The organism is Rhizobium leguminosarum (assembly GCF_002953715.1).
In the GTDB taxonomy this organism is placed as follows: domain Bacteria; phylum Pseudomonadota; class Alphaproteobacteria; order Rhizobiales; family Rhizobiaceae; genus Rhizobium; species Rhizobium leguminosarum_V.
In genome coordinates this window covers 1,461,557-1,482,744 of the sequence record NZ_CP025012.1, presented here as the reverse complement: position 1 = coordinate 1,482,744, position 21,188 = coordinate 1,461,557, and the positions used below count along the sequence as shown (strand labels likewise).

17 protein-coding genes are annotated in these 21,188 nt (G+C 61.3%); 3 read left to right on the top strand and 14 right to left on the bottom strand.

The features are described 5' to 3' along the window. The 12 genes from CUJ84_RS07530 to CUJ84_RS07475 form a co-directional block, all read right to left on the bottom strand. A complete protein-coding gene (locus CUJ84_RS07530) occupies positions 1–2,085 on the bottom strand; it encodes an FAD-dependent oxidoreductase (protein ID WP_105005736.1) in 2,085 nt (694 codons plus the stop codon). Between the two features lie 6 nt (positions 2,086–2,091). After that, positions 2,092–3,261 carry a Gfo/Idh/MocA family protein gene (locus CUJ84_RS07525; protein WP_105005735.1) on the bottom strand — a complete coding sequence of 390 codons (1,170 nt, stop codon included), beginning with the start codon at positions 3,259–3,261 and terminating at the stop codon, positions 2,092–2,094. 24 nt (positions 3,262–3,285) lie between these two features. Beyond that, positions 3,286–4,941: a GMC family oxidoreductase gene (locus CUJ84_RS07520; RefSeq protein ID WP_105005734.1), complete on the bottom strand. Its 1,656-nt coding sequence runs from the start codon at positions 4,939–4,941 to the stop codon at positions 3,286–3,288. A gap of 1 nt (position 4,942) precedes the next feature. Further along, positions 4,943–6,493 (bottom strand): GMC oxidoreductase, encoded by a 1,551-nt coding sequence (locus tag CUJ84_RS07515; protein ID WP_105005733.1) that lies wholly within the window; start codon positions 6,491–6,493, stop codon positions 4,943–4,945. 15 nt (positions 6,494–6,508) lie between these two features. Continuing rightward, positions 6,509–7,624 carry an ABC transporter ATP-binding protein gene (locus CUJ84_RS07510; protein WP_105005732.1) on the bottom strand — a complete coding sequence of 372 codons (1,116 nt, stop codon included), beginning with the start codon at positions 7,622–7,624 and terminating at the stop codon, positions 6,509–6,511. A 3-nt stretch (positions 7,625–7,627) separates the two neighbouring features. After that, complete coding sequence (locus CUJ84_RS07505; protein WP_105005731.1) at positions 7,628–8,572, bottom strand: carbohydrate ABC transporter permease; 945 nt, start codon at positions 8,570–8,572, stop codon at positions 7,628–7,630. Continuing rightward, positions 8,569–9,522, bottom strand: coding sequence for a carbohydrate ABC transporter permease (locus CUJ84_RS07500; RefSeq protein ID WP_105005730.1), 954 nt, complete (start codon positions 9,520–9,522; stop codon positions 8,569–8,571). The genes CUJ84_RS07505 and CUJ84_RS07500 overlap by 4 nt, the downstream gene beginning before the upstream one ends. Before the next feature lie 125 nt (positions 9,523–9,647). Then, positions 9,648–10,910 (bottom strand): ABC transporter substrate-binding protein, encoded by a 1,263-nt coding sequence (locus tag CUJ84_RS07495; protein WP_018241678.1) that lies wholly within the window; start codon positions 10,908–10,910, stop codon positions 9,648–9,650. Between the two features lie 88 nt (positions 10,911–10,998). Next, positions 10,999–12,519: an aldehyde dehydrogenase family protein gene (locus CUJ84_RS07490; protein WP_105005729.1), complete on the bottom strand. Its 1,521-nt coding sequence runs from the start codon at positions 12,517–12,519 to the stop codon at positions 10,999–11,001. Then, positions 12,519–13,298 carry an enoyl-CoA hydratase/isomerase family protein gene (locus tag CUJ84_RS07485; protein WP_105005728.1) on the bottom strand — a complete coding sequence of 260 codons (780 nt, stop codon included), beginning with the start codon at positions 13,296–13,298 and terminating at the stop codon, positions 12,519–12,521. The genes CUJ84_RS07490 and CUJ84_RS07485 overlap by 1 nt, the downstream gene beginning before the upstream one ends. Further along, positions 13,291–14,904, bottom strand: a complete 1,614-nt coding sequence (locus tag CUJ84_RS07480; protein ID WP_105005727.1) for an acyl CoA:acetate/3-ketoacid CoA transferase — start codon at positions 14,902–14,904, stop codon at positions 13,291–13,293. Before CUJ84_RS07480 ends, CUJ84_RS07485 begins: the two co-directional genes overlap by 8 nt. A 9-nt stretch (positions 14,905–14,913) precedes the next feature. After that, positions 14,914–15,960 carry a LacI family DNA-binding transcriptional regulator gene (locus tag CUJ84_RS07475; RefSeq protein WP_105008115.1) on the bottom strand — a complete coding sequence of 349 codons (1,047 nt, stop codon included), beginning with the start codon at positions 15,958–15,960 and terminating at the stop codon, positions 14,914–14,916. Positions 15,961–16,353: 393 nt separating this feature from the next. On the opposite strand from CUJ84_RS07475, the gene CUJ84_RS07470 reads away from it, so the two are divergent. From CUJ84_RS07470 to CUJ84_RS07460, 3 genes are all read left to right on the top strand, one after another. Then, positions 16,354–16,758: an Imm6 family immunity protein gene (locus tag CUJ84_RS07470; protein WP_105005726.1), complete on the top strand. Its 405-nt coding sequence runs from the start codon at positions 16,354–16,356 to the stop codon at positions 16,756–16,758. A 133-nt stretch (positions 16,759–16,891) separates the two neighbouring features. Further along, positions 16,892–18,427, top strand: a complete 1,536-nt coding sequence (locus CUJ84_RS07465) for a sensor histidine kinase (protein WP_105005725.1) — start codon at positions 16,892–16,894, stop codon at positions 18,425–18,427. A gap of 63 nt (positions 18,428–18,490) precedes the next feature. After that, entirely contained in the window at positions 18,491–19,108 is a 618-nt protein-coding gene (locus tag CUJ84_RS07460) for a carboxymuconolactone decarboxylase family protein (protein ID WP_105005724.1), read from the top strand. Positions 19,109–19,148: 40 nt separating this feature from the next. Here CUJ84_RS07460 and CUJ84_RS07455 read toward each other — a convergent pair whose 3' ends face one another. Together CUJ84_RS07455 and CUJ84_RS07450 are read right to left on the bottom strand one after the other, a co-directional pair. Beyond that, on the bottom strand, positions 19,149–20,123 hold the full coding sequence (locus CUJ84_RS07455; RefSeq protein WP_199788818.1) for an alpha/beta hydrolase: 975 nt from the start codon (positions 20,121–20,123) through the stop codon (positions 19,149–19,151). Positions 20,124–20,292: 169 nt separating this feature from the next. Continuing rightward, positions 20,293–21,180, bottom strand: coding sequence for a LysR family transcriptional regulator (locus CUJ84_RS07450; RefSeq protein WP_105005722.1), 888 nt, complete (start codon positions 21,178–21,180; stop codon positions 20,293–20,295). Between the last annotated feature and the right edge of the window lie 8 nt (positions 21,181–21,188).

Here is a 21,188-nt window from a genome sequence, read left to right as displayed (position 1 = left end):
TCATTCGTCTGCGCCCAGATCGTAGATGCGGCCTGTCAGCCAGGCTGGCCAGTCTCGCTCGAAGAAGGACCTGGCGCTTTCATCCAGCGTGCGGTTCGCACGCGTTGAAAGCCTGATCTCATCGCCGTCAAGCCGAGCAATGATCTGCTCCTCGCGATGCGCGTCGCGTTCCTTCCGAAAGCGATAATCCTGCAGCGGCCCTGAGCGCGCCAGCGGTAGAGATTCGCCCTCCGCATCGCATATTGCGCGCGCGCCACGGCTGCCGCCTCCATTGCGAATGAAGAAATCAAGCGCGCTGAGCACGGCTTCCGAGGCGAGCGCCATATGCCGCCATTGCACACTTCGAACCGCCTCCGCTGCGCGACCATAGGCAATGCCGTCGGCGCGAATTTCAGCGTTCAGCTTCCGCGCTTCGATCAAGGCTCCGCCTACGCTCTCCTGATCGCAGATGATGCCAGCCTTCTCGCTCATTCGTGCCTGAACTGCCAAGCGGATTGATTTGACGGTGAGCGGGCTCTCCTTGCGCAGGGCGGCAAGGAGGTCGGCGATGCCCGCCTCTGCGATATCGGTTATATCCCCCGTGGGGTGCCGCTTCGCCCTGAGGCTAGCGCTGATATGCTCGGCCGCCCGGGTGCCGAAGACTTGCCCGGCATTGAGCGCCGCTCCACCCGGTCTCGTCACGCCGTGGGTGCCCGCCGCTTCCCCAACCGCGTAACAGCCGCCGAGATTGCTGCGGCCCCAGGTGTCGACCATGATGCCGCCGTTCATGTGCTGGTTGTTGACCGCAAATTCCAGCGGTTCTTCGGCAATATCGATCTTGTAGCGGCGGTAGAGCTCGATCGCGAGCGGGTTCATATGCTTCAAACGATCGATCGGCATGTCCTGGTCGGCGCCGGCCTTGCCGAGATATGCGCGGACGTCTTCATCCAGTCTTTCCAGGCTGAACGGCAGATCGCCCGGCACGGATGGGGGATTGCGATTGAAATCCATAAAGACGCGCCGCCCTGCTGCCGTTTCGCGAGAGATGGCAAGGTCGACCAGGCTTGAGCCGAAATCGAGCATGCGCGTCGCGTGAAATGGCCACTGATAGCCCTTGCGGAAAATGTTCGACGCCAACTCCTGCGCGCTGCGGTAATATTCTGCCAGGAAGTGGTGCTCGGCGCCCTCGGTATCGAGCGAATAGATATGCGGGATCGCCTGGACGTAGGTGCCGGACAGGTTCCATGGGAACCCTTCCCTGCGTGTTCCGATCCCAAACTGGCTTTCGGTCAGGTTGACGAGCTCGACGCCTGCCTCGAGCGCCAATCCGAGAGAACCGAAGCAGCCGTTGGGATAAACGCTGTCGCGATAGAGTTCGCCCGGCCCGCCGGCGGCGAGCACGATCACGCCACTGACGAACAGCGCGATACCCAGCGGGTTCTCCTCCGTGCGGTCGCTGGCGCGCATGGCGACTATTCCGACAACATGGCGGTCAGCGCCATCGCCACCGGTGAGGATCTTTACAGCGGTGGTCTGGTTATAGAACGGCACTCCGAGCCGGATCGTCTCCTCGGCCAGCACCTTGACCATCAGGCGCGAGGTGCGCGGGCCGCAGCTGGTGGCGCGGCCGACCTCGTCATGGTCAGTCTGATATCTGAGCGTCCCGCCGAGCGGATCCTGCGGCAGCGGCAGACCCAGGAACTGAAGCGACGCCATCATCCGCGACGAGCCCACAGCCTCGACATAGGCCGTATCCTCGTCCATTGCACCGCCGCTACGGATGGCTCGAGCCATTGCCTTGTAATTGTCGCCCTGATCCGCCGTATTTGCAGTGTGAAGGGTCTGCTTATCGGATCCCGAACAGGCCGAGGTTCCACCCCACGCGCTTTGGCTAATAATGACGACATGGTCGCCGCGCCGCTTCATTTCCACCGCGGCTCGCAGACCTGCCGCGCCGGATCCGACGACGACGCAACCAGCCCGATAGATCGGCACCTTGACGCCGGCGAGCCCGACCACGTCCGAAGGGCCGGGCTCGGCTGGGAGCCGCGGCATGTCGACATCGGTCAGTGCGTCAAGAATTTCCTGCGGAACGTCTATGGTCATCGGCGTTCAACCCAGCGGGATGTCGACCCAGCGCTTTTGCCGGGAGGACTCCATGCATGCGTCGACGATCTGGCAGATGTGATGGCCGGTATCGAATGTCGGCCACATCGGCCTGTTTGCAACGATCGAGCGGATCACCTCGGCCACCTCGATGATCTTGCTTTCATTGTAGCCCAGGCCGAAATTCGGCAGAGGAAGGAAAGCCCTGAAGGTGGGGTTCTCAGGACCCACGTCGATCTCCCGGAAACCACGCCGCCCCGTCCGGTCGTCGTTGGAGTAGAAGCGCAGCCGGTTTATCTCGTCATAGGTATAGGCGATGCTGCCTTTCGTTCCATAGATTTCGTAGGTCTGCATGAACTTGCGGCCGGTCGCGACACGGCTGAAATCGACGATCCCGCCGGCGCCGTTCTCGAACCGACACAGCAGGTTCGTCGCATCGGGATTGGTGATATCGGCCCAGGACTCGTTGCCTGACAGTTTCACCTGCTCGCCATAGGCAAGGCCCTCGACGACAGGCCGGCGCGGCGTCACGATGAGATTGTCGGCGATCAGGGAGCTGACGCGGCCGACGAGGAAATCCATGAAGCTGAAGATGTGCGAGCCGGTATCACCGACGATCCCGGTCGGCGCAAGCTTTCCATCGGCGCGCCACATGAAGGGCGCGTTCGGATCGCCGTACATGTCGACGTGCTGGCAGCCGCGGAACAGCTTGATCTCGCCGATTTCGCCGGATTGAATGATGTCTTTCGCCAGATCATGGACGGGATTGCGAGGAAAGGCGTGTCCAACGCGGGTAATGACACCCTTCGCCCGGGCGATGTCGGCCAGTTCCCGCGCTTCGGCGGCGGTGTTTGCCAACGGCTTCTCGCAATAGACATGTTTGCCGGCCAGCAAGGCCGCCTTGGCCACCTGGTAATGAAGGTGGTCGGGCAGGCAGATATCGATCAGATCGACACCCGGATCAGCGACCGCGAGATTCCAATCCTGAAGAATTCTTGCACCCGGCGCCCTGTGGGAAAGATCCCCGGCTGTCTTCGAGGGACCTTCGACGAGAGCGACGATCCGTGCCGTTCCGTCCGACACTCCGAAGAAGTGCGGAAAGGTCTGATAGGCCATCGTGTGGACCTTTCCCATCCAGCCCGAGGCGCCAAGCACTGCAACTCTGACTTCAGACATTGTCGTCTCTCCTCTCGACATGGCTTACCGGATTTCGGCGCGGGCCCGAGGCCTCGCATCGTTGCGTTCGTAGGCGAAGATAGTGGGGGCAAGTGCTGGCAAGCCCCGGATGAGGTCCGATCCTTTTTCGCCGACCATGATCGTCGGAGCGTTGGTATTGCATGACGGCACGCGCGGCATGACGGATGAATCGCAGACCCTGAGGCCTTCCAGGCCATGGACCTTGAGATCAAGTCCGACAACCGCGTCGGGTCCCGCTCCCATCTTGCAGGTGCCGACCGGATGATGGTCGGTCTTTGCGTTGGCGCAGCCATAGTCGAAAAGTTGTTCGTCGGTCATGACTTTCGGTCCGGGAAGCCTTTCGGCCATGACAAAGGGCTTCAGCGCCGCCTGCTGCATGATCTCGCGCGCAATCTTGAGCCCCTCCAGGGACATCGTCCTGTCGTGGGGATCGGACCAGTAGTTGGGGTCGATCAAGGGCGCGGCAGCGGGGTCCGAGGATGACAGACGGACGGTCCCCCGCGACCGTGGGTGCAGATAGGCGGAGTTAAGCGTCACGCCGGCATTCTTGAGCCGCTCGACACCGGCTTCGATACCCGATCCCAGGCCAAGGTGGAATTGGATATCAGGAGAACGGGCCTCGGGATCGGCATACCAGAAGCCGCCGGTCTCGAAGAGCGATGAGGCGACAGGACCGGTCCGGAACAGGACGTATTGAATCCCGGCCCAAAGCGTGCGGTGGAGTTTTGCGACGCCATCATAGGTGTGATCGCCCGTGCATTCGGCGATGACGAAAAGATCCAGGTGATCCTGGAGGTTGCCGCCGACACCCGGCAGATCGTGAAGCACATTGACGCCGACAGAGCGCAGATGGTCGGCCGGTCCGATGCCGGACTGCAGAAGCAGCTTCGGCGATCCGATTGCGCCGGAGGAAATCAGCACTTCGCGTTCGGCGCGGACGATCTCCTGTCCGCGCGAGGTCACGATCTCGACGCCTGTCGCACGGCCTCCTTCCACGATGATGCGCGCGACGCGGGCGCCGGTCCGGACCGTCAGGTTCTTGCGGTCCTTGATCGGCGAGAGATAGGCGAGCGAAGCCGACGACCGGCGGCGGTTGCGCTGCGTCAGTTGGTAAAATCCCACGCCCGCCTGCTGGCGGCCGTTGAAATCGTGATTGTAGGGAATGCCGAGTTCCTGCCCCGCACGGATATAGGCGTCGCAGATCGGCAGCGGCGCAGCCGGCATCGAGACCCCCAGCGGACCGCCATAGGCGTGGTAGTCGTCGGCGAAGCGCTGATTGTCCTCCGCGCGTTTGAAATAGGGAAGGATCGAACGATAGTCCCAGCCCTCGCAACCGTCTTCACGAGCCCAGAGGTCATAATCCGCCGCGTTTCCGCGTGTATAGAGCTGGGCATTGATGGACGAGCCACCGCCGATGACCTTTGCCTGCGTATAACGAAGCATCCGGCCTTTCATGTGCTTCTGGGGAACGGTTTCCCATCCCCAGCTGGCGACGCCTTTGGTCATCTTGGCGAAGCCCGCCGGCATGTGAAAGAGCGGATTCCAGTCGCCTCCACCCGCTTCGAGCAGGAGTACGCTGACATCGGGATCTTCGCTCAGCCGGCTTGCAAGAACGCATCCTGCCGGACCGGCGCCAGTGATGATGTAATCGAATCCCATTTTACTGTCCTGTTGCATCCGGCCTGGCGACCGCCAGCGCCTGTGTCATGCCTGCAAAGTCCTTCGACGCAATGTGATCTGCCACTCTCAGCGCCTGAGCGGCGATGGTGAGCGCAGGATTCACCGCGGCCGAGGTGGGGAGGAAACTGGCGTCGACGACGAAGAGATTTTCGTGATCATAAGCCCGGCAATAGGCGTTCAGCGGCGCCGTCGCGGGATCGTTTCCGATGCGGATCGTTCCGCACTGATGCGACGGCGTGCGCTTGTCGAAGGGTCTCGCCAGCACGATCGGAAACCCGATCGACTTCAGTATAGCCTTCAGCCTGGCGACAAGGGCGAGATGGGCGTCCCAGTTGGTTCGTTGCCATTGGAGAATAATCCGGTCTCCATCCACCATGACGCGGCTTTCGGGATTGGGAACGTCCTCGCTCATCGCATAGAAGTCGATGGCATGGCCGGTGATGAAGCGCAGAAGCCATTCCGGAGCCTGTGGCAGAGAGCCCTTGAGAACCTTTTCAGAGATGCGACCGAGGAGCTGCACGTTGCCGAGGGGCGGTCCGCCCTCCCCGTCGGAGAGATAGAAGTCGTTGAAGGCAAACGTCTTCTGGTAGATGGAGGTGTTCCTGAACCGCGGCGAGACCCCGATGACGGCGGACGCATTGTGATTCATGAAGTTGCGGCCCACCTGGTCGGAAGAGTTCGCCAGACCTTTTGGGAAGCGGTCGTTTTTCGAACGCAGCAAAAGCACGGATGATTGGACCGCCCCGGCGGAGAGGATCACGATCTCAGGCGAAACAGTTACCGTCTGCCCGTTCTTGATGTAGGTCACCCGGTCGATTCGGCTCCCCGCTTCCGTGTCGAGCCTCGTCACACGCGCATTGGTTTCGAGCCGCACGTTCTCGTGTCTGAGCGCTACTGCGAGGGCTGCAGTCTCGGCATCCATCTTGCCGTCGCGTGCGTTTGGATGCGCATCCCATGGAGTGGGTGCTTTGGAGAGCCAGGCGTCAAGATCCAGGCCGAGCGGTAGGGAAAACGGATGCAGGCCTTTCTGCTTGAGGCGCGCCCTGATATCGGCGATCGGCGCCTCGTCCGGGACGGGCGGGTAGGCGTAGGCCGCCGAATGGTGCGGTTCCGTGGGATCTTCGCCGAGACTGCCGCGGACCTGGTACATGCGTTCGGCCTGGCAGTACCACGGCTCCAGCACCTCATACGGAAACGGCCAGGCTGGAGAAACACCCTCGCGGTGTTCGATGACGTCGAAATCTTGCTTGCGATAGCGCGACAATACTGCGCCATAGAACTTCGAATTCCCGCCGACATTGTAATAATTGCCGGGATTGAATCCCTTGCCGTTCGCCTCGTACCAGGTTTCCTTCGGTCGAAAATGTCCCCGCTGGAAGATCGCGCGTTGGTCGCGATTGACAGGAAGGTCGGCGATATGGTCGCCGGCTTCGAGGATTAATATCTGCGCGCCGGTCACCGCCAGGCCGGCCGCGACGGTGGCACCGCCGATGCCTGAACCGATGATGACGATGTCAGGTGAACTGCTCATGTTAGCACCTGGCCATCACACGATCCGCGCCTGGCTCTCGGGATCGAAGAAGACGGCCTTGTCGAGATTGAATGCGAGGCGGGTGTTTTGTCCTGGCGCGATGCCGGTATCGGCGCGCAGGCGGGCGACGACGGATTTGCCGCCGAGCTTGGTGACGGCGAAGGTATCGGATCCGGCCGGTTCGACCACCTCGATCAGGCAATCGCCCTCGGTCAGCGAGCGCGCCTTGCGGTCGGCGCCATCGGGATCGGTCAGCGCCTCCGGGCGGATGCCGAAGATCACCTGTTTGCCGGTATAGGCGGTCAGGCCGTCATTGCCTGATATGACCGGCAATCTCAGCGGGGCGGCATTCGGCCGTTCCAGCGAGACTTCCAGCCCGCCGGCGCCGTTTTCGACGGTGGCGGTCAAGAGGTTCATCGCCGGCGAGCCCATGAAGTCGGCGACGAAGATATTGGACGGGCTGTTATAGATCTCGGCCGGCGTGCCGAACTGCTGCAGCACGCCATCCTTCAGCACGGCGATCTTGGTCGCCAACGTCATCGCCTCGATCTGGTCATGGGTGACATAGACGAAGGTGGTGCCCATGCGCTGATGCAGCCGCTTGATCTCGGTGCGCATGTCGACGCGCAGCTTGGCATCGAGATTGGAGAGCGGCTCGTCGAACAGGAAGACCTGCGGATTGCGCACCAGCGCCCGCCCCATGGCGACACGCTGGCGCTGGCCGCCGGAGAGCTGGCTCGGCTTGCGGTCGAGCAGATGGCCGATCTGCAGCATGTCGGAGACTTGGCCGATCGCCTTGACACGCTCCTCCTTCGGCACGCCGCGGATCTCCATGCCGAAGGCGATGTTGCCCGCCACCGTCATGTTCGGATAGAGCGCGTAGGACTGGAACACCATGGCGATATCGCGCTTGGAAGGATGCAGGCCGCTGATGTCGCGCCCGTCGATCTTGATATCGCCAGACGTGATCGTCTCCAGCCCGGCAATGGTGTTGAGCAGCGTCGACTTGCCGCAGCCGGACGGGCCGACCAGCACGAGAAAGCCGCCCTTTTCGAGTTCGAGGTCGATCCCCTTGAGAATGTCGACGGCGCCGAAGCGTTTTCTGAGACCGGAGATTTCGAGGAAGGCCATGGATTACCCTTTGACAGCGCCCGCCATCAGACCGCGCACGAAGTAGCGGCCGGCGAGGATATAGACGATGAGCGTCGGCACGGCTGCGATCATCGCCGCCGCCATGTTGACATTGTATTCGACCACCCCGGTCGAGGTGTTGACGACGTTGTTCAGCGCCACCGTCATCGGCATGGATTCACCGGTGCCGGCATAGGCAGACGCAAACAGGAAGTCGTTCCAGATATTGGTGAACTGGTAGATCACGGTGACGACGATGATCGGCAGCGAGTTCGGCAGCATGATGCGGCGGAAGATCTGGAAGAAGCTGGCGCCATCGACCTGGGCGGCCCTGACCAGCTCGGTCGGAAAGGCCTCGTAGAAATTGCGGAAGAACAGCGTCGTGAAGCCGAGGCCATAGACGACATGGACGAAGACCAGATTGACGGTCGGATTGCCGAAGCCGAAGTTCCAGCCCGTGGCATTCTGCAGCGTCATGCCGAAGCGGCCGAGACTGCCGAGGATCGTTGCCATCGGCAGCAGCACCGACTGGAACGGGATGAAGCAGGCAAACAGCATCAGCCCGAACACCAGCGTGTGGCCGGGAAAGCGCCATTTGGTCAGCACATAACCGTTCAACGCCCCCATGATGGTGGAGATCGCGACAGCCGGCACGACCATCTTGATCGAGTTCCAGAAGTAACCCTTGATGCCGGCGCAGGTGAGCCCGACGCAGGTCTCGCCCCAGGCCTTGATCCAGGGATCGAAGGTCGGCGATTGCGGCAGCGCCAGCATGTTGCCGTTCTGGATCTCGTCCATGGTCTTGAACGAGGTCGTCAGCATGACGAAGAGCGGCATCAGATAGAGGACGGCGAAGACCAGCAGCAGGCCGTAGATGACGGTGCGGCCGATCCAGCGGGTGTTGTTGCTGTTCTGCGAGGTTGCTATCGGAGAGGTCACGCTGCTCATCGCGCCTTCTCCTTCAGTTCGGAATAGAGATAGGGAACGATGATCGCCGAGATCGTCATCAGCATGATGATGGCGCTGGCCGAGCCGACGGCCATCTCGTTGCGCTTGAAAGTGTATTCATACATGAAGTTCGACGGCAGCCAGGCCGAGCCGCCGGGGCCGCCCGAGGTCAGCGCCACCACCAGGTCATAGGACTTGATCGCCATATGGGCGAGCACGATGAAGGCCGACAGGAAGATCGGCCGCAGCAGCGGGATGACGATGCGCCGATAGAGCTGGAATGGCGAGGCGCCGTCGATCTGGGCCGCCTTCATGATCTCGCCGTCGATACCGCGTAAGCCCGCGAGGAACATCGCCATGACGAAGCCCGACGCCTGCCAGACGCCGGCGATGACGACGGTGTAGATGACGAAGTCCTTGTTCTTGATCCAGTCGAAGTGGAAGCTCGTCCAGCCGAAGTGGTGCAGCGTCTGTTCCAGCCCGAGGCCGGGATCGAGGAACCATTTCCAGGCAACGCCTGTCACAATGAAGGACAGCGCCATCGGATAGAGGAAGATGGGTCTCAGCAGTCCCTCGCCGCGGATCTTCTGGTCGAGCAGGATGGCGAGGAAGAGACCAAGCGCCAGGCAGATGCCGATATAGAGGAAGCCGAAGATCGCCATGTTGGTGATCGAGGTGTACCAGGAAGACGGTGGATCGCTCTCGAAGGTCCAGCGCCACAGCCGCTGATAGGCGCGCGCTCCGGTCAGCGCATAGGAGGGGAATGTCTTGGAATTGGTGAACGACAGATAGGCCGTCCAGACGATGAAGCCGTAGACGAAGATGATGGTGATGACGAAGCTCGGCGCCAGCACGATCTTCGGCAGCGCATCCTGCAGCCGGCCCCTCAACGAAATCCCCGTCGATTGCCTCGGCGTCAGAACCGGATCGGTGGTCGCAACGGTGCTCATGGAATGTCATCTCCTGCCTGCATGATCGTCCGGGCAATCGGCCCCGCATGATCATCCGCGCATGATCGCGGAGCCCGAAGCTTCCCCGCAAGCAGGCGGGGAAGCATTTGTCATCACACGTGATCTCAGCGAGCGTCGTCGATCGCCTGGACGAGCTGCTTGACGGCTTCGTCGGAGGTCTTGATCTGGCCGTGGACGAACTTCGAGACGACATCCTTGTAGGCGTTGGCGATCGCCGGAGGAGCGCCGTAGCCTTGCGCCAGCGAGCCGAACAGCGTGCCGCCTTCATTGGCTGCCTTCAGGTCGGCGATGCCCTTCTTGCCGCAAGCGTCGAAGTCGGTATCGGGAACGTCGGTACGCGCCGGCACCGATCCCTTGACGACGTTGAAGGCAGACTGGAAGCTCTTCGACAGCGTTGCCGTTGCCAGCGCCACCTGGGCCGCCTTGCGGTCGTCTGGGACGTTGAACATGCCGAACATGTCGGAGTTGTAGACCACGCTGCCGTCGGTGCCGGGGAAGCGGTAGCACAGGAAGTCGGTATCCGGCGTCTTCTTGGCGGCGACGAATTCGCCCTTGGCCCAGTCGCCCATCACCTGCACCAGCGCGTCACCCTTGATGACCATGGCGGTCGCCAGGTTCCAGTCGCGGCCCGAGAAGTTCGGGTCGACATATTTGATGATCGTGGCGAGGTTATCGAACGACTTCTTCATCGTGTCGGACTTCAGCGATTCCTCGTCGAGGTCGTTGAAGGCCTTCTTGTAGAACTCCGGACCGCCGGTCGACAGCACGATGGAATCGAACATCGTCGCTTCCTGCCAGTTCTGGCCGCCAAGGGCGAGCGGGATCACGCCGGCGGCCTTGGCCTTGTCGAGCAGCGCGATCAGCTCGTCGAAGGTCTTCGGCTGGGTGCCGCCGATCTTGTCCATCACAGCCTTGTTGATCCACAGCCAGTTGACCGAGTGAACGTTGACGGGGGCTGCGACCCACTTGCCGTCATAGACCGAGAACTTCTGCAGCGCTGCCGGAACCGACTTGTCCCAGCCTTCCTTCTTCGCCGTCTCCGTCAAATCGCCCATGACGCCAGCCTGGGCATAATCGAGCACGGTATAGCCCAACATCTGCGAAGCCGTCGGATAGGTGCCGGCCGCAACCATCGCCTTCAGCGCCGTCATCGCCGCATCGCCGCCACCGCCGGCAACCGGAACGTCCTTCCAGGCAAACCCCTCCTTCGAAAGATCCTGCTTCAGAACGTTCAGCGCCGCGGCCTCCCCGCCCGACGTCCACCAGTGCAGCATCTGCACTTCCTTCACGTCGGCGGCGCGTACGGACACGCTAGCGCCGGCCAAAGCCAATGCGATCATTGCGGTCGTGGTCAAAAACCTGTTCATCGAAGAACCTCCCAGTTCAAGTTTGGAAGATGCGGGACCCATTCCCGCACCAATCACCCGCCCTCCTCGAGCGTAGTTCGGCCGCCGGCTAAGCCAGCTTTTCCGTCTGCGGCATCCACCAGCTGGTGCGTTTGCCGATATGCATGTTGAGTGTCTTGGTCTCGGTGTAATCTTCAACCGCATGGCGACCGAGCTCACGGCCGAGGCCGCTTTGCTTGTAACCGCCAAAGGGAAGTTCCGAGGCGCCGTCCATGAAGGTGTTCATCCAGACCGTCCCTGCCCGCACTGACCGGCCGATCGTCAGGCACGTGTCGAAATCGCGGCTCCAGACACCCGCCGACAGGCCGTAGTCGATGGAATTCGCAATCCTGATGGCTTCGGCGGATGTCTCAAATGTCAGGACCGAAAGCACCGGACCAAAAACTTCCTCGCGCGCCACGGCCATATCAGGGGTGACCTCTTCGAGGATCGTCGGCGACATGTACTGCCCCATGCCGAGATCGAGCGTCTCGCCGCCATGTGATACCCGGGCACCGTTGCTCCGCGCACCGGCGACGTATCCTGATATCTTCTCCAGATGCTCAGGCGTGATGATGGCGCCGACCTGCGTCGAAGGGTCGAGCGGGTCACCGACCTTCACTGCCTTCGACAATTCTGCAATCCGCTTGACGACATCGGAAGCGATTGACTTGTGAAGGATCAGCCGCGAGCCGGCATTGCAGCACTCACCGGCATTGAAGTATGCGCCGAAGACCGCGGCATCGATGAACGCATCGAGATCGGCATCCGGAAACACGATCTGCGGGTTCTTCCCACCCAGTTCCAGCGAGACTTTCTTCAGCGTTTGTGCGGCATTCGACATGGTCAGCTTTCCGACGCCGGTCGAGCCGGTGAAGGACACCATGTCGACGTCAGGATGAGACGTCATGACCGCGCCAACCTCGGGTCCCGTACCGGTGACAATGTTGACGACGCCATCCGGAATGTCGGCCTGCTGCAGGATCTCTCCCAGCAGGAGCGTCGATCCTGAGGTCAGTTCCGAGGGCTTGACGACGGTCGTGCAGCCAGCGGCCAAGGCGAATGGCAGCTTCTGGCCGACGATCAGGAACGGAAAGTTCCAAGGCGTGATGATCGACACTACGCCGATCGCTTCGCGCAAGACGACGCCGAGCGTGCCATCGCCGAGCGTGTTGTAGCTTTCACCGTGGAGGTCGCGGGCAAGAGCCGCCGCGTAGCGCCATATGTCAACGGAGCCTGCAATTTCTCCCCGCACCTGCGTGATCGGCTTTCCTGCCTCGATAGCATCGAGAAATGCCAGTTCCTCTGCGCGCGCCGCGATCAGGTCGGCAGCCTTGAGCAGGATGGCGGAACGTTCGGAAGCGGTCATCCGGGGCCACGGCCCGAGGTCGAACGCCTTGCGTGCCGCAGCGATCGCACGTTCGGCGTCCTTCTTGCTGCCGGTCGGAAACCGGCTGACCACGACACCATGGCTCGGCGCGACACGCTCGATCGGATCGGAGGCACCAGCCTCCCATTTGCCATCGATGAGCATCTTGAAATCACGCGCTTTGTGGTCGCTGAGCGCGGTGGGGTTGACGAGAACCGTCATTACCATTCTCCCTTGAACGTTGCCGGGCGCTTCTCGCTGAATGATGCGACGCCCTCCTTCAGATCGCCGGTCTTCGCAGCGAGGATCGAGCCCAGGGCTTCGACCGCGGTTCCGTTGTCTTCGCCGTTCGCCGATGCAATCATCAACTTCGCGATCTCGGTCGCAGCCGGCCCCCTTGCGGCGATCCGCTGCGCATATTCCCGGGCGGCGGCGAGCGCGTTTCCTGTGGGAACGACCGCGTCGACAATCCCGAGCAGGCGTGCCTCCTCGGCGGTGAATATTTCGCCGCCCAACGCCATCCGCCGGACGGCTTGCGCCCCGAACCGGCGCACAAGACGCTGGGTCCCGGACCAGCCCGGCACCATTCCAAGGCCGGTCTCCGGCAGACCGATCTTGATCTGTTCCTCGGCGAGGCGAACGTCCGCAACCCCTGCAAGTTCAAGCCCTCCTCCGAGGGCGTGGCCATTCAGAGCCGCGACCAGCGGTATCCTGAGCGTCGCCAGTCTTTCGAAGATGCGATGGCCGTGCCGAACCCAGAGATGACCGAACTCCTGAGGCAACATTCCGCCCCAGGCCTTGATATCGCCTCCTGCGGAAAAGCCCTTTCCTTCGCCGGTGAGAACGGCAGCGCGCACATTGGCGTTCGCCTCCACCTCGTCGGCCGCGTCAGCCAACGCCTTGAGCATGTCGAGGTCGAGCGCGTTCAGCTTCTCCGGACGAGAAATCGTCAGCGTCGCAACATGTCCATCGACGTCAATTCTGACTGTTCCGCTAGCCATGGAAGCTGCCCTCCAGCGTCCGTGCGCTTTTTTCTGGAAGCGACAGACCGATGTTTGCCTCCCGGAAAAGCGCGGCGTCCATGACCTTCAGCTCGGGCGCGATGACCAGCGGAAACTCCGACTGATCGAGGATGTGGGCCTGGAGATCGACGCCTGGCGCAATCTCGGTGAGGACGACGCCGTCGGGCGTCAGCTTCATCACGCACCGCTCGGTGACATAGGTGATGTCCTGCCCCTGCTCGATCGCGCGCCTGCCGCTGAAGGTGACATGTTCGACCTCGTTCACGAGCTTCTTCAGCTTGCCTTCCTTCTCGATGAGAAGAGCTCCATCGGCGATCGAAAGCTTCGCTCCGGCATTGAACATGCCTGAGAAGACGATCTTCTTCGCCCGCGCCGTGATGTCGACGAAGCCTCCGGCGCCAGCCGTCACATGCGGCCGGAAGGAAAGCTTGGAGACGTTGACCGAACCGTCTTTGCCGATCTCGAGGAAAGACAGCAGCGATGCATCGAAGCCTGCACCCTGGAAATAGGTGAACTGATAGGGAGACGGCATGTAGGCGTCGGCGTTGGAGGCGCAGCCAAAGGCGAAGTCGAGCAGCGGCACGCCACCGACCGCGCCTTGCTCGATGACCCAGGTGACCGCGCCATGGAGCCCTTCCTCCAGCAGAATTCGTGGCACGTTGGCCGATATGCCGAAGCCGAGATTGACGCAGCCTCCCGCCTGAAGTTCCTGCGCGACACGACGCGCAATGACTTTCTGAACATTGAACTCCGGAACGCTGAAACTATCGAGCGGGCGGAAGATCTCCCCGGAAATTGCCGGATCATATTGCGTCTGCGTCGTCTGCTTCTGCTCCGGATCGACGATCACATAATCGACCAGCATTCCAGGCACCCGGACGTCATGGGGTTTCAGTGAGCCTTCCTTGGTGATTCGCTTGACCTGCGCGATGACGATGCCGCCGTTGTTGCGTGCGGCCAGCGCCTGATCGAGGCCGCCGAGATAGGCGCCTTCATGTTCGTATGTCAGGTTGCCGCGCTCGTCGGCGGTGGTGGCGCGGATAATCGCGACCTCCGGAACGATCGAGGGAAAGAACAGCCAGTCGTCGCCCTCGAAGCGCACACGCTTGACCACCGGATGCTCCGACGCCAGGCCGTTCATCGCGCAACCCTGCCGCTCGGGATCGACGAATGTATCGATGCCGATCTTGGTCAGGACACCCGGCCGCTTCGCGGCGGCCTCGCGATGAATATCGAAGAGAATACCCGAGGGAATATTGTAGGCAGGGATTTCGTTGTTGGTGATCATTTGCCAGATCAGCGGCGGGTCTGATGACGACGGGCCTGACGGATAAGAGCCACCGATGATGCGCTTGAGCAGCCCCTTCTTGGCGATATGGTCGACGCCCTTGATGCCGCTCATATCGCCGGCGGCGATGGGATGAAGGGTCGTGATATCACGGGGATGGCCGGTCGCATCGAAACGTTCGCCAATCGCCTTCAGCATGAGGTCCGGGCAACCGAGACCGCTCGAGGACGATACCGTTACAACAGCGCCATCCGGGATCAGCGCGGCTGCTTCGGTCGGGGTGAGATGCTTCTTCATGGGCCTTACTCAGAGTCCTGTTTCGATTTTTACGCTCTTGCGGGCTCCGCAGCTCTCGCGAACAACCAGCCGAACCGCTGTTATCACCGTCTCCGCCTCAGCCTTGCCCGCATTGATCTGTTTGAGAAGCAGCTGCGCGCCGCGGCGCCCAATGCCCTGCGGATCGACCGAAACCGTCGTGAGCGCGGGAACCGCTGCCTGAGCCTCGATGACGTCGTCGAAACCCACGACCGCGAAGTCGGAGCCGGGCTCCAGGCGGCGCGCACGCAATCCGTCGCAAACACCGAAGGCTACGGCATCGTTGAAGCAGACGGCTGCTGAGGGTTTGTCAGCAAGAACGATTGCTTTTCCGATCGCCTCCACCCCGCCGGCTCGCGAAGGCGCCGACGAGATGACAAGTTCTTGCTGACAGTCGAGCCCGGCTGCCTCTATGCCGCTTCGGTAACCGGCAAGGCGGTCATCGAAGACAGCGGTGTCGGGAAAGCCGCCGAGAAAAGCGATGCGCTTGTGACCAAGCTCCGCCAGGTGCTTGACCGCAGACATCATGCCAGCCTGGTTGTCGGAGACGACGGACGAGACTTTGGCGCCAGGCAGGTTTCTGACGACGACCACCACCGGAATTCCTGCGGCGACGAGTGGCTTGAAGTCTGCGGCATCGGTGGCGCGCGCCGGCGACACGATGAGCCCCGAAATGCCATGCTCCCGCATCGATGCGACAACCTCGCGCTGCCTGTCGATGCTCTCGCTGGTGTTCGACAGGAACTGCACAAATCCGGCCGACTGAACGACCATATCGACGCCGACCGCCAGTTCCGCGAAGAAGCTGTTCGTCAGGTCGTTCACGACGACGCCGATGATCCTCGATTTGGCACTGGCTTGGCGAAGATTGGCTGCGCCGCGATTGTAGACGTAGCCCAGCTCGCGCATCACCGCATTGACCTTGGCACGCGTCCCCTCATTGACCAGCGAGGAGCCCTGAAGCACCAGCGAAACCGTCGATTTCGAGACGCCTGCGGCCTTCGCAATGTCAATGACGGTTACCCGCGCCTTTGTCACATCTTCCTCCCGTCGCCACATCGACCGATCGCCTTAAATATTTGGAACGTTCCAATTCTGTCAAGTGAAATTTATACATACTGTTATCCATTAGGAGCATCTGCGGCAAATTTCTACCTCACCGATTGCCGGAATCTCATCCTGTAAATTGGAACGATCTAAAGATGATCATGACTGAGAGGCATCTGTCGATATTTTTCGACCTGCAAAATCGTGCGTGGCGCACGACCGACCGATGCATTGGCAGCAAAAATGTGGAAGATTGAGGCTCGCCCGGTATTTCTTTCGAAGCGATCAATGCGGCGCAATCGGCGGACCTTCTGGTAAAAGCAGGAAGGGTTTCTATTCTGTGTTAACAGACGTTGCGACAAGCCCAGTGGAGACCATGGTGACATGAAATTGCGCGCCGAGCTGAGCCTTCTGCCGCCACGCGAACAGGCGCGGCGCTTGGCAGCCGTCGCCGCGTTTTTGGTCACGCAAATCGAGCACACCGAACCTTACGCGCCCGAAGCAGAGGCCGCCTTGGCGGCAATCCGCAATTGGGGTGGTGGCGGACGCCTGAGTGGCCGAGACTTCACCGATCTCGTCTACAGCGACGATGAGCGCGGGACGCTCTGTCGGCTCTCCGAGGCGGTCGGAAAGCCCAGCGAAGACGGCTGGAATGCGCTGACGACGGCAGTCATGTACGTCGCCTGGCTCGTTTACCAGGAGACCGGCGAGCCCATGCCGAGTGACATCAACGAGGTGGGCGAGGACAGCCTTGATTTTCTGCACGAGCAACTTGCCCAACTCGGCTAAGTGACGCAGAATCGCGGCGCACTTTTGCTGGAATTGCTCTCAAGAAACTCCCGCCGATAGAGATTAGCGAAACTTTATCGTTTCTGACGAATGCTACGGATACGTGCAACGCGCAGATCTGAAGCAGGGCCGGATGATGTCACACTCGTTTGAATCCATTCTGGAGAGCCTGCCTCAGGGCATCGTTCTCCTTGATCCTGCCGGTACGGTGACGGCTTTCAATTCACGCACGCTTGATATTCTCGGCCTTCCGCAAGGAGCCATCCGCAAAGGCATGAATATCGACGGATTGCCGGGCACCGCAGACTGCCGTGCAGTGGCATCCCGGCGGTCGACGGTCGGTGGACGGCCCACGTCTCAGTTTGCCCTTTCCGACGGAGGGATGGTCTCGTTGACCTGCGCCCCATCGAGGGATGGAGGCTGGATACTCAGTTACGAAGACATCTCGACTCTCATTCGGGTCGAAGACAGCCTGACCGAACAACATCGCCGGTTCGACGCAGCCCTCAGCAACATGCCGCATGGGCTGTGCATGTTCGATTCGACCAAGAACTTGATATTGTGCAACGCCTCCTACGCGCGGATGTACAATCTGCCTGACCGTCTGACGCAACCGGGAACGCCGCTTGTCGATATCCTGGCCTATCGCAGCCGGGAGGGAAATGGCCCGGTCGATACCGCTACCTATTTTGACGTGGTCTTTGAGGCGACAGCCCGCGGTGCGCCGGCCAGCCAGAACATCGTCCTGGCCGATGGGCGGGTTATCAAGATCACCCACAATCCGATGCAAAACGGTGGATACGTGGCAACCCACGAGGACGTCACCAAGACAGTTCGACTTGCCGAAGAGCTGCGCCGGCATCACGATCAGCTCGAAGCGACGGTTAAGAGCCGAACGGCGGAAGTCGAGCGGCAGGCGCGGGAACTCGAGCGCATGCTGGCGCAGGAGCGGAACATCAACGAATTGCAGCGGCAATTCGTGGCGATGGCATCCCATGAATTCAGGACCCCGCTTGCAATCATCGACGCTGCTGCCCAGCGGTTGCTGCGAAAAAAGGGGGCGGTCGAGCCCGAATTTCTCAGCGACAAGGTCGATCAAATCCGCGCATCGGTGAACCGGATCGTCGATCTCATGGAGAGCATCCTGTCAGCGGGACGCCTCGATACCGGCAGGATCGATATCAACTACGACGCCTGCGCATTGAGATCATTGATAAAAACCTGTTGTGAGCGGCAGTCGACGATCGCAAAGTCGCACAGCTTTGTGTTGGATATCGATAGGCTGCCGGAGTTCATCGATGCCGATCCCCGCACTTTGGCGCAGGTCTTTACCAACCTGCTTTCCAATGCCGTCAAATACGCGCCTGGGACCTCCGAAATTCGCGTCACGGCATGGGCAGAGACGGGAAACATCAAAGTTTCGATCAGCGATGATGGAGTGGGGATCGATCCAGAAGACGTGCCCCGGCTGTTCCAACGCTATTTTCGTGCCCGGACGTCGACCGGGATTGCCGGAACGGGTATCGGCCTCAACCTGGTGAAGCAGATCGTTGAACTGCATAACGGCTCGATAGAGGTTCGAAGCGCAAGAGGATGCGGATCGACGTTTACCGTAACCCTTCCCATCAAGAGAAGTGGTAACGCTTCCGCGACCAATGACGCTGCCTGATGTTTCAGGATTGCTGTCCTGGATATCTACCCTATCCTTCTTACAATAGAGGAGGATCATGCCATGGCTTTCATTCACACCCCTAATGCATCCGCCAGCGAGAAGACGACGTCGATGTATGCGTCGGCCGAGGCGAATTATGGTTATCTGCCGAACATGTATCGGGCCTTCGGCCATCGGCCGGAGGTGATGGAGAGCTGGGCGGCGCTGCTTTCGAGCATTCGCGGCCATATGAGCTTGCGGCGCTACGAACTGGTGACGCTGGCGGCGGCCAAGGAGCTCAAATCCTCCTATTGCATGCTGGCGCACGGCTCGGTGCTGCTGCGCGAGGGTTTCACCAGCGACGGGCTGACGGCCGTTGTCAACGAGACGGAGAAGGCGCCGATCGATGCCGGCGAGCGCGCGATCATGGCCTTTGCCGCCAAGGTGACGCGCGATGCGACGTCGGTGACGCAGCAGGATATAGACGGCCTGAAGAAACACGGGCTGAGCGATGCCGATGTCTTTGACGTCACGGCTGCGGCAGCGGCCCGGTGTTTCTTCTCGAAAATGCTGGATGCGCTGGGTGCTGCACCCGACCACGCCTATATCGAGCGGCTGGAGCCGAATGTGAGAAAGACGCTCAGCGTCGGCCGGGAGGTCGAGCGGCCTCTGGCGCCGTCACCGTCTCGCGCGCAATGATGCGATGACGGAGGCGCTAGGACGCCTGGTCCTGCGGCCCCTATTCCTGCGGTTTGTCCGCAAAATACCGGATCGCAAACTCGGCGATATTCTGGCTCGACCGATCGGCATCGTCGAGCAGCGAGGGAAACAGCTGCCACTGATGCGGCATGCCCGGCCAGACCTCGGTGGTGACATCCACTCCCGCCTGGCGCGCCTTGTCGGCGAGCCGTAGCGTGTCGTCCAGCAGGACTTCGCCGGATCCGACCTGCAGCAGCAGCGGCGGAAAGCCGGCCATGTCGGCATAGAGCGGTGATGCCTGGGGATCGGTCGGAGACCGGCTGCGGAGATAGGTCTTGCGCAGCGTCTCGATCTCAGCCTTGCCGAGCAGTGGGTCGTTTCCGGCATTTGATGTCATCGAGCCGCCCGTCGCGGCAAGATCGGTGATGGGGCTCAGGGCAATTACGGCCGCCGGCAGTGGTTTCGCCGCCTGCATTTGCCGCAGCACCGTCTCGATCGCGATATTGCCGCCGGCGCCATCTCCGGCGACGATGATGTTCTCGTTGCGATAGCCGTTGTCGAGAAGCCAACGATAGGCCGTCAGCGCGTCGTTGATCTGCGCGGGATAAGCATATTCGGGCATCAGCCGATATTCGACGAGAAGAACGTCGCTGGACGCGGCCTTGGCGAGAGATCCCGCGAGCAGGCTGTGCGTGCGGATCGAGCCGCTGGAAAAGCCGCCGCCATGTACATAGAGGATCACCCTTTGGCCGATCGGATGATGAAGACGAGCGGGCCACATCAACTCGGCATCGACGCCGTCGGCATCGACTTGCCGAACCTGGATGCGCGTCGGCCCCGGCGTCGTCTCCATCAGCGTCCTGAAGGCTGTCCGCCGCTGCTGCAGGCTATCGGCGCCGGCAAAGTGATCTTTCCAGAGGCCGATGAATTTTTCGACCTGCTCGCGCGAGACTTGGCTTTGCGGTCCAATGTCTCGCCCGGCCGCCGCCGAGGCGAGCAGCATCAGTGCAGCCAATGCAGGAAAGAGACCGCTGGGCCGCTTTGGTCTTCTTCGATTGGCAGTTGGCAAAATCCGACGGTTCATCAACCTCTCCCGATGATGCGGGCCATGACGGCTATGGCAGTATCTTTGGCCAGTTCACGCGTCGGAGTCAAAAGGGTGACGGATGCGAATCCCGACCTTTTTACTCGGCTCTCATCGCGTCGATGACTGCTCTGAAGCCCGCCGACATGTGGCGACGGCTCGGATAGTAGAGATAGAGCGGTTCCTCCGGCTGGCACCAGTCGTCCAGCACCTGGATCAGCTCGCCGCTGGCGATCGCCTTTTCCACGCGCGGCTCCCAGATATAAGCAAGGCCGACACCGCCGAGTGCCGCCTGCATCATCAGTTCGTGGTCGTCGAGCGACAGCGGTCCGGTCGGCTGAAAGCTGACGGTCTGGCCATCCTTCTCGAACTCCCAGGCATAGCGCGCACCCGACGGAAACATGTTCTGAATACAGAGATGGCGCTTGAGTTCGTGGGGTATCGTCGGCTTCGGCCGGGTCTCGAAATAGGCGGGCGAACCGACGACGACCAAGCGGATGCGCGGCTTGATGCGCAGCGCGATCATGCCTTCCGTTACGCGCTCGCCGAAGCGGATGCCGGCATCGAAGCCCTCCTCGACGATATCGACCAGCCTGTCAGTCGCGTTGATCTCCAACTGCAAATGGGGATTGCTTTTGAGCAACGGGCCGATGATGCGGCCGATGACGAAGGGGCCGATCGAATTCGGCACGTTGATCCGCACCTTGCCGAACGGGGTGTCGCGGTAGCGGTTCAGGGCATCGAGCGCTGCTGCCATCTCGCCGAAGGCCGGATCGAGATGCGAGACCAGGAGTTCGCCGGCCTCGGTCAGTGAAACGCTGCGCGTCGTGCGGTTGAGCAGGCGAATGCCGATCCGGTCTTCGAGATTGAGCACGGCATGACTGATTGCGGAAGCGGTGACGCCCCGCTCCTCGCCCGCCTTGCGGAAGCTCTTATGCCGCGCGACAGCCGCGAAGGCCGCAAGTTCGGACAGTTCGGTGGCTCGCATTGCTGAAA